The sequence below is a fragment of the Chryseotalea sanaruensis genome, from assembly GCF_003990915.1.
GTDB classification, from domain to species: domain Bacteria; phylum Bacteroidota; class Bacteroidia; order Cytophagales; family Cyclobacteriaceae; genus Chryseotalea; species Chryseotalea sanaruensis.
Window position 1 is genome coordinate 409,126 of the sequence record NZ_BHXQ01000005.1, and the last position, 13,029, is coordinate 422,154.

Here is a 13,029-nt window from a genome sequence, read left to right on the forward strand (position 1 = left end):
ATTTTATATTGCCCTCTGGTAAAGACAACCTTCTATTTTCTCGACTAGCGAATTTGCCATTATAAACAGCATTTCCGTAATTGAGGGCACAAAGGTAACAGGATTAAAAAAATATGCAAAAGCGAATGCGAAAATTTATTGTACTTATTTTCTTGTCTTTTTTCTCATTCACACCACTCTTTGCGCAAGTATCGCAATATCGCTTATATACTGCTGATTCTCTTTTTGAAGCCAAACGCTATACGCAAGCCCTCAGTAAGTATGAAGGTGTACTTCAAAATAATGAGTACACACCAGCTATGTTGCTGAAAATGGCCTACATACATGAAGGCTTGGGCAATATTGCCAAGACACAATATTTTCTTAATCTCTATTTTCTATCAACCAACGATGCTTCTGCATTAGATAAAATCGCAGAACTGGCAGTAAAACATAACCTCCGCGGATATGAGGATGCGGGAGTTGTCGGGCAGATTATTATGATGATTCAAGAGAATGTAAAGCAAATAATTTTTGTGTTGGCAGGCTTACTCATGCTCAGTATGGCCTGGTTAGCACGCGCCAAGCGAAAAACCAAGCGCCCTGTAGGGCCTGTTATTGCAGTTCTGCTGTGCATTGTGTTTATACTCAATGGTTTTTTCGGCATCAGTAAAGAGGAGACTGCAATTATTGCACAACCCAATACCTACCTGATGAGCGGCCCTTCAGCAGGATCAGATCTGATTGATATTGTTGATGCCGGACATAAGCTTACGATTACCGGTAAAAAAGATGTTTGGCTGGAGGCTCGTTTAGATGGACAAACGGTATACGTTAAACAAGAAAAACTAATGCTCCTTACCTTATAAAGGTATATCACCATCTATCGTAATTTGCACCCAGATGAAAAAGGGTGATATTTTAGCAGATATAGTAGTAGAAACCATGGCCGCTGAAGGCAAATGCCTGTCGCGATTAGAGGAAGGCCGTGTTTTATTTATTGAAGGTGCCGCCCCTGGCGATACCGTAGATGTGCAGCTTACACGTATTAAAAGTAATTTTTTAGAAGGCAAAGCAGTTGCCATCACTAAATTTTCTTCTCATAGAACAGATCCTTTCTGCAAGCACTTTGGCATGTGTGGAGGTTGTAAGTGGCAACACCTTAATTACGAGCAACAACTTCAGTATAAACAGCAGCAGGTTGTTGATAATTTGGAAAGAATTGGTGGTGTTTCTGTAAAAAATATCAGAAGCATTATCCCTTCTGCTGATATAAAGCACTATAGAAATAAGCTCGACTATACTTTCTCAGCACAACGCTGGTTGACCAGAGATCAGTTGGAGGAAAGAAAAGCAAAACAAGCACTTACACCTGATGACATACTACCTTTCGAGCCAGCGCTAGGCTATCATTTGCCTTCGTTTTTCGATAAAGTATTTGATGTAGAAGAATGTTTCCTGCAACCAGAACCATCAAATGCCATTCGTTTATTGGTGAAGAAAATTGCCCTTGAAAATCAGATGGAATTTTTTGATCTGCGTAAACAGACAGGCTATCTGCGCACCATTACGTTGCGCACAGCATCCAGTGGCGAGATGATGGTGATATTACAAGTCACCAGCGATAAACCTGAGTGGCATGAGAAAATACTGCAAGGCATTGCAGATCATTTTCCGCAAGTCACTTCGCTCAATTATGTAATCAATGCAAAGCGAAATGACACCTTTCACGATCTTACAATCGTTTGTTGGAAGGGTTTGCCTTACATCACTGAAGAGATGCAGAAACCTGACGGAAGTGGTGTGTTGAAATTCAGAGTAGGGCCTAAATCTTTTTATCAAACTAATTCTAAACAAGCTTATACCTTATATGAAGTAGCCTGGAAGATGGCCGACCTGAAAGGAGATGAACTGGTGTACGATTTATACACAGGCACAGGTACCATTGCAAGTTTTGTTGCGGCAAATGCTAAAAAGGTAGTAGGACTGGAGTATGTGAAAGCAGCTATTGACGATGCTAAAATTAATGCATCATTAAATGGTATCAGCAATACTGATTTTTACGCAGGCGATATGAAGGATTTGTTGAACGAATCTTTTTTGAATGAACATGGCCGACCTGATGTAATCATTACCGACCCGCCACGTGCTGGTATGCATGAAGATGTTTGTAACATGTTATTACAAGCTGCACCTAAAAAGATTGTTTATGTGAGCTGTAATCCGGCCACACAAGCGCGGGATTTAAAAATCCTGTCGCAGAAGTATGAAGTAGTAGATATTCAACCAGTTGATATGTTTCCCCACACCACCCATGTAGAAAATGTGGTGAGTATGATTCTGCGCTAAAAATTGCCATTCTTTATTCAATGTCGTTTACTTAAGCTCCATAGATCCTCTCCTCAGGAGAGGGAAGGGTGAGGCCAAATAAAAAGAAAGCTTACGTAAACGACATTGATTCTTTATTATCTTACAAAGTTTAAAACAATAAAAAATTCAATCAAAATACCTATCCGTCACACCGCTCTACTACAAATAAAACAGCGGTCAGACGGACTGTAGATAAGATGCTGACTAGTGTTAAAAAAATTCAGTTTCATTTTGTCTCTTATATTTGCTGATCAATTTGAGCCTATGTCTATTAAAATAAGAAAACAGGACGCCCTTAATTACCACATGCAAGGCCAGCCTGGTAAAATTGAAGTTGTCCCTACAAAAGTATTAAGCTCGCAGCTGGATTTGGCTTTGGCCTATTCACCAGGTGTAGCCGAGCCTTGTAAAGAAATTGCGGCCAATAAAGATGATGTTTACAAGTATACCGCAAAAGGTAATCTTGTAGCGGTGATTACTAACGGAACGGCCGTATTGGGTTTGGGCGATATCGGGCCAGAAGCCTCAAAGCCGGTAATGGAGGGTAAGGCTGTTCTCTTTAAAAAATATGCAGGCATTGATAGTTTCGATTTAGAAATTGATGAGAAAGATCCTGATGCTTTTATAAAAATTGTAAAATCGTTAGAACCGACTTTCGGAGGCATTAACCTGGAAGATATTAAAGCACCGGAGTGTTTTAAGATTGAAACTGCCCTTCGCGGCATGATGCAGATTCCTATCATGCATGATGATCAGCACGGTACAGCCATTATTTCAAGTGCTGCTTTATTAAATGCATTAGAGTTAGTTGGTAAAAAAATTGAAGATGCTGTATTGGTGCTGAATGGTGCTGGTGCTGCAGCTGTTTCATGCACGCGCTTATATGTTGCGTTGGGTCTGCGCAAAGAAAATGTAATCATGTGCGACAGCAAAGGTGTGATCAGAAAAGATCGCCCGAACCTGGATGGCACTAAAGCTGAGTTTGCTACGACACGTGATATCACTACATTACAAGAAGCCTTGAAAGGTGCTGATGTATTTGTTGGGTTGTCCGTGGCTGATATTTTAAAATCAGAGGACATCAAGACCATGGCAAAAGATCCTATCATTTTTGCCTTGGCTAATCCTAATCCTGAAATTGCCTACGACATAGCCATGAAATCGCGTCCTGACTTGATTATGGGTACAGGCAGAAGTGATCATCCTAATCAGGTGAACAATGTGTTGGGTTTCCCTTACATATTCAGAGGGGCATTAGATGTACGCGCTACAGAGATTAATGAGGCCATGAAACTTGCTGCCGTGTATGCGCTTGCATCATTGGCCAAAGAACCAGTGCCCGACATTGTTAACAAAGCTTATAATATAGAGAAGCTGAACTTCGGCCGTTTCTATTTAATTCCCAAACCACTAGACCCACGTTTGATCACCACCATTTCTCCGGCTGTAGCCAAAGCAGCAATGGCGAGTGGTGTTGCTAAAAATCCGATTACAGATTGGGGAGCGTACCATGTAGAATTACAGAAACGTATTGGTATCGATCAGAAATTCATGAATAGAATTATTGATCGTGCCAAGCAAAACCCTAAGCGTGTAGTGTTTGCTGAAGCAACACATCATAAAATTCTAAAGGCGGCTCAGGTATTAGTTGATGAAGGAATTGCACAACCTATTTTATTGGGCGATCCTAAAGAAATTAAAGCGCTGATTGAAGAGCATAAGCTTGAATTAGATTGCCCGATCATTTATCCACGCAAGGATAAAGAGAGACTAGAGCAATATGCGCAAAAGTTGTATGAAAAGCGTCAACGCAAAGGATTAACCTACCGTGACTGCTTGAAGCAAATGCGCGACAGAAATTATTTTGCTGCCATGATGGTTGAGATGGGTGAAGCAGATGCGCTGGTGTCAGGGTTAACAAAAGATTATCCTAAAACAATTCTTCCTTCATTGCAGATTATTGGTACCGCCCCGAATGTAAAACGTGTTGCCGGTATGTACATCGTCATGACTAAGAAGGGAAATTATTTCTTTGGCGATTGCACCGTCAATGTAAATCCTACTGCCGAAGACTTAACAGAAATTATTAAGTTAACTGCGAATGGTGCTAAGTTCTTTGATGTAGAACCGCGCGTTGCAGTATTGTCTTATTCAAACTTTGGTTCTAGTAAAGGTGAAATACCTGATAAGGTCAGAGATGCAGTGCGCATGGTAAAAGAAATTAATCCTAACCTGGTCATCGATGGTGATATACAAGCTAACGTGGCGCTGAATACAGAACTGCAGCAAGAGATGTATCCATTTAGTAAGCTGGCGAAAGATGGTGCTAACACCCTTATCTTCCCCAATCTGGCAGCAGGTAATATTGCCTACAAATTATTAATGGAGATTGGTGGAGCAGAAACCATTGGTCCAATTTTATTAGGCATGAAAAAACCTGTTCATGTTTTACAATTAGGCAGTTCAATACGCGAGATTGTAAACATTGCCGCTATTGCAGTAGTTGATGCACAAGTGCATGAAGATGCTGCAAAGCAAGTGGCAAGCTGATGTGGTGATGTGCTGAATAGTTGATATGCTGATTCGTTGATTTGAGAATGGATAACGAAATCACCAAGGTTTAGCCTTCAGGCGCTTACGACCTCGGAGATTTAAGCGAAGCGTTTAGTTATTTTTATTTTTTGATATTGACTATTTAAATCAATAAAAAAACGCGAAGATATTTCTTCGCGTTTTTTGTTGATTTAAAAACTTATCATCAATTGCTCTCCAGCAATTTAAATAACTCATCCAGATCAGGAGTAATGATAATCTCAGTACGTCTGTTCTTTTGTTTGTTTTGTGGTGTATCATTAATTAATAAGGGAGAAAACTCACCCTTACCCGCAGCCACAATGTGATTTGGTGGAACACCACCTTTAACCAAAATTTTAGTGATAGACGTAGCACGTAATACACTTAAGTCCCAGTTGTCCTGCATGTAAGCAGATTTTTTTGAAACGGGCACATTATCAGTATGTCCTTCTACCATAATATTTATATCCTTCTGATCTTTCAACGCTTTAGCCAATTGCTGTAAAGCACCAACCCCTTTCTGATCTACATCAATGCTACCAGAACCAAACAAGAGTTGCTCAGCGAGTGAAACATATACTTTACCATTTTTTACTTTCACTGTTAAATCATTTTCTTTAAAGTTTAACAATGCATCGCTAATACGAGATTTTAAATCCTGAACAGCTTTATCTTTATTAGCCAAAACCTGTTCTAATTCTATAACCTTTTTTTCACGTTCTGCCAGACTTGTACTTAATGAGTCATTCTCTTTTCTTGTCTTATCCAGATTTTCCTGAATAGCTAATAATTGTTGTTGCTGTTGTGTTAAGTCGCGGTTCATACGACCACTATTATTAAGGAGATTTTTATATAAGCTATTAAGTTGTTCATGTTCTGATTCCAAACCTGCAAGTTTTTTTTGATTAACTCTTAAACTTGCGCCCAACGTTGTTGTATCTGATTTAAGTTGATCAAACTGTTGATTCAGGTTTGAAAAATTTGCAGAAAGTGAATCAAAAGCTGCAGTTTTTTCGTTTAAATCAGCCTCAGTCCTTACTTTCTGAGCCAACATGTCGTCAAACTTCTTTTTAGAAACAATACAGCCACTGACTAAAAGGGCTGTTGCAAAAAATAAAAAAGACTTTTTCATATGTTCTGTGTGGTTACTTCGTTACTACTACTCAAAATTAAGGACAATTAAGTTCAAAACTTCTAAAACTGAGTTTTCTTTAAAAAATCATTTTTTTATGCTAAAACAAAGCCTCCAATTATCAACAATTCTTTTAGCTGGCCTCCTGTTATTTACGGCCTGTGAAAAAGATGAAACCGAAAGTCTGTCTGCTAATGAAGCCAAACAATCGTTGTTAGCAGTTGATGCAGGATTATCTGTAGAACTTGAGAACTTCGCTAATGCCGAAGGTTTTAAAGCACTTGAAACACTAGCTGCATTAACCAATAGCGGATCGATTTTTACCACAGCGCGTGTAAAAGAAGTAAGAAAGAATCCAAATACTTATGTGCGTAAGGCCATAGCAAATTTTCAGCACATGATTAGTGAACCCAGTGAATCTGGTCGCACACAAGGGGATGAGCCATTCAATTATGATGAGAACAAAGGTGTTTATACGTGGAATCCGCAGATTGAAGATTTCGAGTTAACTGCACAATCTAACATTATTGAATTACGCTTTCCTACAGAAGGTAGCACCACTAACAATGCTGTTTTCAGATTGACAGATTATGAAGAAGTTTCTACACCATTGGGTGATGAATTATACAGTGCCTCAATTATTGAAGCTACACTTGATATTAACAATGTAAAACAAGCTTCATTAAGTGCGGAGGTAACATATAAAAACAATGGTACAGACGAGCCAAACTTTGCGGACATCTCTTACTTTGTAAATCCTTATACACTTGATATTGATTTGGATGATACAAAAGCTGCTGAATCAAGTTTCTCTCAATACTTAAGTAAAGGTGATGATAAACTTATTGGTTGGGATTTAACAGCTACTTATCAGGGTGCAAAAAATTTAACGACTCCAACAAAGGTAGAAGGCAATGTACAATTAGGGTCGGTGATCTTTAACATTGTCATCACGCCTCCAGCCGATCCAACTGAGTTTACTGAAGATTTGAATGACTATGCTGATATTTCAGTAAGTGTGAATGGTAAAGCAGCTGGTCAAATTATTTGGGTAACCGAGGATGGCGATTTTGAGGCTACACCGTATGTTCAGTTTAACGATGGTACAAAGCAAGCACTAAGTGAAATATTTGATTCACTTGAGCAATCATTGAACGACCTGGTCGAGATAGGTTAATTCAATGCGTTTAAAAAACTAAAAGGAGTCTTCGGACTCCTTTTTTATTTTTTACCTTTCCGTTCAAAATGTTAGTGTATGGAAGGCATGTTAAAACCTGGAAGTTTACAGAATAAAACTATTGTAATTACTGGTGGAGGCACCGGTCTGGGCCGATCCATTGGCAAATACTGCCTGGAACTTGGCGCCAACCTTGTTATTACCTCTCGTAAAAAAGAAGTCATAGATAAAACCGCAACGGAGCTCATGCAGGAAACTGGTGGTAAGGTTTTGGCCATTCCTGCCGATGTACGCAAGTATGAAGAAATTGAAAATGTGCTAAAGGAAGCGGAGAAAGAATTCGGACAGATACATGCAGTATTAAACAACGCAGCGGGTAACTTTATCAGCCCGACAGAACGTTTGTCGCATAGGGCCTTCGATATAATTGTGGATATTGTATTAAAGGGAACCTACTACACAACATTAGCAGCCGGTAAAAACTGGATTAGTAAAAAGCAAGGTGGTATTTTTTTAAACATTGTTACCACATACGCATGGACTGGTTCTGGCTATGTAGTACCCTCTGCTTGCAGCAAAGCCGGTGTTTTGGCCCTCACCAGATCATTGGCACAAGAGTGGGCAAAGTATAACATCAGAAGTAATGCGATAGCACCCGGACCCTTCCCTACAGAGGGTGCCTGGAGTCGATTGTTACCGGGAGATCTTGTAAAGAAATTTGATCCGGCACAACGCGTTCCACTCAAACGTGTGGGTGAGCATCAGGAATTAGCAAATCTTGCGGCTTATTTGTTGTCCGATTATTCTGGCTACGTTAATGGAGAGGTAATTACCATTGATGGTGGGGAGTGGTTGCGAAGCGGAGGTGAATTTAGTCACCTCGAAGATATACCTGAAAGTATGTGGGATATGATTGAGAAAAACAGGGGCAAGTAGCACTTTAGCTATATTGCAGAATATTTTAAAGATTTTTTTCAATACTGATAATAATCCAATATGAAATTCGCTACAAAAGCAGTTCACGCGGGCGTTGCTCCCGACCCCTCGACAGGCGCGATTATGACGCCTATATTTCAGACCTCTACTTATGTACAAGAGGGCCCTGCCCAGCATAAGGGTTATGCCTATGCGCGTGGTGCTAACCCAACCCGTAATAGCTTACAAAAAAGTATTGCTGCCTTGGAAAACGGAAAGTTCGCATTATGTTTTTCGTCAGGTATGGGCGCAACAGATGCAGTAGTAAAATTATTGAAACCAGGTGATGAAGTAATCACAAGCAACGATTTGTACGGTGGAACGTACCGGATGTTTACAAAAATTTATGAGAAGTTTGGCATCAAATTTCATTTCATTGATTTAACCAATAGCGCTAATATTCAGCCTTTGGTTAATGCTAATACTAAATTGTTATGGGTAGAAACACCCACCAATCCTTTAATGAATATTGTAGACATTAAAGCTTGTGCTGTCATTGCTAAAAAACATGATATTCTTTTAGCAGTGGACAATACTTTTGCGTCACCTTATTTACAAAGCCCGCTTGAACTGGGAGCAGACATTGTCATGCACTCGGTTACCAAATACTTGGGCGGACACTCCGATGTAATTATGGGCGCCTTAGTTGTTAATGATGAAAAAATTCATCAGGAGTTGGCGTTCATTCATAATTCTTGTGGTGCTGTGCCAGGCCCTCAGGACTCGTTCTTGGTTTTGCGTGGTATAAAAACCCTGCACTTGCGGATGGAACGTCATTGTATCAATGGAAAAAAAGTGGCTGAGTTTTTAAAAGCCCATCCAAAAGTTGGGCGGGTGTATTGGCCAGGTTTTCCTGATCACCCAAACCATGCTATAGCGAAGAGTCAGATGAGAGATTTTGGCGGCATGTTATCATTTACGTTGAAAGATGATAGCATTGAAAAAGCACATACGCTGATGAAGAGTGTAGAGCTTTTCGCATTAGCAGAATCACTGGGTGGAGTGGAGTCACTTATTAATCATCCGGCTTCTATGACACACGCAAGCATTCCAAAAGAGGAAAGACTAAAAAGTGGTTTGGTAGATTCGCTTATGCGTCTTAGCATAGGTGTTGAAGATGCTGAAGATTTGATTAGCGATTTGGAACAAGCTTTGAATAAGGTATAATTGTAACTATAAATTCCTCAGCGTCTTGTAAGGACGCTGAGGAATTTTTGTTAACCTTTTCTATCAATAGGATTGTGTTTAGCCCTACGTATCGCATGATTTGCGCGATGTTGTTGGCGATGTAATTCTCTCCGCTCTCTTACTGTCACCACCCCATCAGCTTTAGCCACGCATTCACTTCTTCTAATGTTACGTTGCTGTTTATTTAGCAGGGCTGTTTCTCCTTTGGTTAGGTCTCCATTAGCACGACCCTCGGCAATTCTTACCCTTTGGGCTTTCTGTCTGGCATTTACTGGTGTTTGGGCCTGCACCGCAGCTATTGATATCATTAGCATTACGGCAATTATCATTATCTTTTTCATGACCTTTTTTTGTGCTTTGACTCGCACAAGCCTGAAAGGTTTAATCAGTATTATAAGATTTAAGTAAATATTTTATTTATCCTTCACCGCTGGTAAGTTTATAAAAAAGAAAGCTGTCATTTTTCTATGACAGCTCCGTTTTGATTATTCTTTATGTTCACCTTCTTTTTTGGGAATCACTGGGCTGATCCAAATTATAGTAACAACAAAGGTATTGCGCTTATTTTCAAATCGATTATTCCCCCACCATGATAAACGCTCCCCAGTAAAATGGTTGTTTGAATTTTAGTTTGAGTTGCTGTTGCGCCACACGGAAAGCCTCATGTTGTGTTTTGCCACCCAGCATTTCTTTATAAAAGAGTGACATAAGTTCCTGAGTAGCCTCATCATCTACACTCCACAAACTCATTACAATATTTTTGGTTCCCGCCAGGCGAAAAGCTCTTTGCAGGCCATAAACACCTTCACCGTTTTTTACCTGACCAAGCCCAGTCTCACAGGCCGACAGTACAACAAGATCCGTATCGTCCAGATTTAAATTCATGGCTTCATATGCTGTGAGTATGCCATCATCTCCAGATTCATTTAGATTACCCGTTAACAGAAAATTCTCTGCTCCCGCTAAAATCAATCCGGCTTTAAGCAATGGGTTAGCAACATATTGCGATTGAGTTGCTTCGGTAGCAGGTGCTTCATCTTCTAAAAAATAACCATGTGTAGCAATGTGTAATACACGTGGATTGTTCACTTCTTTGATTGTATGTTCAGCTGCCTGCGATTCCATAAATACATGTGGCTTGTCTTGAAACAAGACCGAGATTTCATTGATTTCCTTTTCAGTACCAGGTAAAACGGATATACCATCTTCCTCACCTCGCATGTAGCGCAGTAGACCGCCTCTGAAGCCACGTGTTATACCACCTCTTGTAATACTTCTGGTAGCACCTCTTGTTTCTGCAACTTTTTTGTTGCCAGTTTCTTCAAGGTTAAATTTAGGGAAACCAAGTAAAACAGGCGCCTGACCTACACGTTTGTCGGGCATATTGCTGGCCAACTCACGTGTGTTGTTGAGAAGGTGTACATCATACTCATCCAGTATGTATTTCTGTGTAAAAGGATTTCGAATGCTGTTGAGGTTAATTTGATTGTAAACACCTTCTGATGATAAGTATACTTTTTGAATCTTATTCTTTTGTAAATAATCAGCCAATGATTCGAAATAATTTTTATAAGAGTATGGGTCTTCCTGTTGAAAACGAATGCTATTGCGATAAAAATTCATAAACTTGCTTTCAAGTTCATTTCCATTGTTTAATAAGATAATATCGGGTTGTGTTTTTGTTTGTGTAGTCACTACCAAAAATGCATAGCGTATTTCATTCGTAAATGCTCCTCCATTTTCAGGATTATAATTTGTAAAGCGAATAACTTCAACAGCAGCTTCATTTGGTTTGAGTGCCTTCTGCACATCAAGCCAGCTGTATTTCTTACGGATGTACTGCGATGCAAATGCGGATGATTTTCTGGTAAGCTCTTTTTCGTAGATGTTGGCGACATTCACAAGCGAATCAATTGATTGTGACTCATCACGTTGCCCGTAAAGCTTTGCTATCTGTTCCTTTATTCCCTGCCATTCTTCAAACTGTGTCATCAGGCTTGGGTCATTCATACTTTTAATGCCTTGCTTAACTTTTTCTGTGGATAGCATGATCACAGCTTTTGTATTAATCTGGTGGTCGTACACCTCAGCCAGAACGCTTGGAATTTCTTCTTTGCTTTGTACAGCGAAGGCATTGAATTTATCGAATGAAGGACGAATTTTATTATAATAAAATTTTGCTTTCTCTTCTTCCGTAAGCACAGGGAAAGTAACATCGATTTGGTTATAATAGTTGTTGAAGACTTCTCCGAAAGTCTGTTGTGCTTCTTTATTTTGTTTTTGTAACCATTGGTATTCGGCAATTTTCTGACTGGTTTCGGCATAGCGTTGATGATTCTTGCCTAAACTTGCTGTGATAATTGATGCAGCTGTTTTAAGTTGTTTAATACCAACACTACCCTTACCGGCTTTCCAATTAGCCATGCCAAGGTTAAAAAGTGCCCAGGCATAATCGGGATCTTTATCACCTAATTTGGTTTTAAAAATAGTTGAAGATTGTTCTAATAAAGGAATAGCCTTCTCCACCTGCCCGGCAGACTGATAAACGCGTGCTAATAATGTTTGCGTTCGTGTATAGGTTAATGATTTGGTTCCACCGTTTGCTTTTTGGATGGCAAGTGTTTTTAACAGATTATTTTCAGCCTCTTTGTACTTACCAGCATCCGTTTGTATAAGCGCCAGGTTTGAAAGCGTAATAGCGTAATATGGATGAGTAGTGCCAAGGGTTGCGCTATCCATAACTTTTATTTCTGTAAAAATTTTCTCAGCCTTTTCTAATTGACCAAGGCTTCTGTAAACCAATGCCTGATCATTTAATGCCGACATATACGTTTCTTCTTCCGGCTTCAGTAAATCAAGCGCCTGATCGAAAGTTTCTTCTGCTTCCGGATACTTGCCCTGCCTTACGTAATGTGTGCCTGTAATGACCAATGCATCTAAATACTCAGGAGAATTAAGTCCAAATTGTTTTTCGATAATTGGAAACACTTCGCTTAGTGTTTTGCCTGCCTTTGAATATAGCCCTGCATAGGAATATAAATCACCAAGTTTTAATAAAAGTAATGCATAGTTGGCAGAGCTTTTTTCCTGTTGCTTAATATTCGACTCTAGTAAAGTCTGTGCTTCTTTAAGTTTGTCGACATCACGTAAGACAGAAGCAGTATTAAGAACCGTTTGAACATATACATCACTAGTGATTCCATAGTTCTTCTTGTCGTTTTCAAGTAGTTGGTAAGCCATAGAGGCAGCTTTCTCGTTATTGCCTATTTCAAAATAGAGGCCTACAAGATTAGACAATACATTTCCGTAATCTTCACTGCTTTGTAATCCAAGACTTTCCCTGATGCTTTTCTCTTTTTCGAATTGAGAAATTGCTTTTTCGGTTTTACCGAGCATTGAGTTAGCAAAACCAATATAATAGTAACCGTTGGCTACCAGTGTATCGTTTCGTTGCAATGCTAATTCGGCAAGGGCCTTTTCCATTTTGGAGCAGGCTTCATAGTTCTCTGAATTAAAATTACTTTCTATATCCAGATAGAGTTTGGGGATATCTTGAGTGTAAGATGTAACTCCAATGAGTAATAATGCTAACAAGCATGGAAAACATTTCATGATATTGATTTTAATAACCTAT

Annotated in this window: 9 protein-coding genes; 6 read left to right on the plus strand and 3 right to left on the minus strand. The window is 39.5% G+C overall.

Annotated features, from left to right (window positions below):
• Positions 1-125 precede the first annotated feature (125 nt).
• From SanaruYs_RS15015 to SanaruYs_RS15025, 3 genes are all read left to right on the plus strand, one after another.
• Positions 126-848 carry an SH3 domain-containing protein gene (locus tag SanaruYs_RS15015; protein ID WP_160118678.1) on the plus strand — a complete coding sequence of 241 codons (723 nt, stop codon included), beginning with the start codon at positions 126-128 and terminating at the stop codon, positions 846-848.
• A gap of 34 nt (positions 849-882) precedes the next feature.
• On the plus strand, positions 883-2,328 hold the full coding sequence (gene rlmD / locus SanaruYs_RS15020) for a 23S rRNA (uracil(1939)-C(5))-methyltransferase RlmD (RefSeq protein WP_127123405.1): 1,446 nt from the start codon (positions 883-885) through the stop codon (positions 2,326-2,328).
• A 285-nt stretch (positions 2,329-2,613) separates the two neighbouring features.
• Complete coding sequence (locus SanaruYs_RS15025) at positions 2,614-4,899, plus strand: NADP-dependent malic enzyme (protein ID WP_174842776.1); 2,286 nt, start codon at positions 2,614-2,616, stop codon at positions 4,897-4,899.
• A 208-nt stretch (positions 4,900-5,107) separates the two neighbouring features.
• Here SanaruYs_RS15025 and SanaruYs_RS15030 read toward each other — a convergent pair whose 3' ends face one another.
• Positions 5,108-6,055, minus strand: coding sequence for an OmpA/MotB family protein (locus SanaruYs_RS15030; RefSeq protein ID WP_127123406.1), 948 nt, complete (start codon positions 6,053-6,055; stop codon positions 5,108-5,110).
• A 97-nt stretch (positions 6,056-6,152) separates the two neighbouring features.
• On the opposite strand from SanaruYs_RS15030, the gene SanaruYs_RS15035 reads away from it, so the two are divergent.
• The 3 genes from SanaruYs_RS15035 to SanaruYs_RS15045 all read left to right on the plus strand — a co-directional run bounded on the left by SanaruYs_RS15035 (position 6,153) and on the right by SanaruYs_RS15045 (position 9,374).
• Positions 6,153-7,232 (plus strand): hypothetical protein, encoded by a 1,080-nt coding sequence (locus SanaruYs_RS15035; RefSeq protein WP_127123407.1) that lies wholly within the window; start codon positions 6,153-6,155, stop codon positions 7,230-7,232.
• Positions 7,233-7,310: 78 nt separating this feature from the next.
• Positions 7,311-8,168, plus strand: coding sequence for an SDR family oxidoreductase (locus tag SanaruYs_RS15040; RefSeq protein ID WP_127123408.1), 858 nt, complete (start codon positions 7,311-7,313; stop codon positions 8,166-8,168).
• A 60-nt stretch (positions 8,169-8,228) separates the two neighbouring features.
• A complete protein-coding gene (locus SanaruYs_RS15045) occupies positions 8,229-9,374 on the plus strand; it encodes a cystathionine gamma-synthase (protein ID WP_127123409.1) in 1,146 nt (381 codons plus the stop codon).
• A 50-nt stretch (positions 9,375-9,424) separates the two neighbouring features.
• Here the strand turns inward: SanaruYs_RS15045 and SanaruYs_RS15050 are convergent, their stop codons facing one another.
• Entirely contained in the window at positions 9,425-9,736 is a 312-nt protein-coding gene (locus SanaruYs_RS15050) for a hypothetical protein (protein ID WP_246011917.1), read from the minus strand.
• Between the two features lie 235 nt (positions 9,737-9,971).
• Positions 9,972-13,007 carry a CHAT domain-containing tetratricopeptide repeat protein gene (locus SanaruYs_RS15055; protein WP_127123410.1) on the minus strand — a complete coding sequence of 1,012 codons (3,036 nt, stop codon included), beginning with the start codon at positions 13,005-13,007 and terminating at the stop codon, positions 9,972-9,974.
• Positions 13,008-13,029: the final 22 nt, after the last annotated feature.

Excerpts from the sequence above, each read along its gene's own strand:
- SanaruYs_RS15050 (WP_246011917.1), bottom strand. The coding sequence starts at position 9,736 with ATGAAAAAGATAATGATAATTGCCGTAATGCTAATGATATCAATAGCT.
- rlmD (WP_127123405.1), top strand. The coding sequence starts at position 883 with ATGAAAAAGGGTGATATTTTAGCAGATATAGTAGTAGAAACCATGGCC.
- SanaruYs_RS15025 (WP_174842776.1), top strand. The coding sequence starts at position 2,614 with ATGTCTATTAAAATAAGAAAACAGGACGCCCTTAATTACCACATGCAA.
- SanaruYs_RS15035 (WP_127123407.1), top strand. The coding sequence starts at position 6,153 with ATGCTAAAACAAAGCCTCCAATTATCAACAATTCTTTTAGCTGGCCTC.
- SanaruYs_RS15040 (WP_127123408.1), top strand. The coding sequence starts at position 7,311 with ATGGAAGGCATGTTAAAACCTGGAAGTTTACAGAATAAAACTATTGTA.
- SanaruYs_RS15045 (WP_127123409.1), top strand. The coding sequence starts at position 8,229 with ATGAAATTCGCTACAAAAGCAGTTCACGCGGGCGTTGCTCCCGACCCC.
- SanaruYs_RS15030 (WP_127123406.1), bottom strand. The coding sequence starts at position 6,055 with ATGAAAAAGTCTTTTTTATTTTTTGCAACAGCCCTTTTAGTCAGTGGC.
- SanaruYs_RS15015 (WP_160118678.1), top strand. The coding sequence starts at position 126 with ATGCGAAAATTTATTGTACTTATTTTCTTGTCTTTTTTCTCATTCACA.
- SanaruYs_RS15055 (WP_127123410.1), bottom strand. The coding sequence starts at position 13,007 with ATGAAATGTTTTCCATGCTTGTTAGCATTATTACTCATTGGAGTTACA.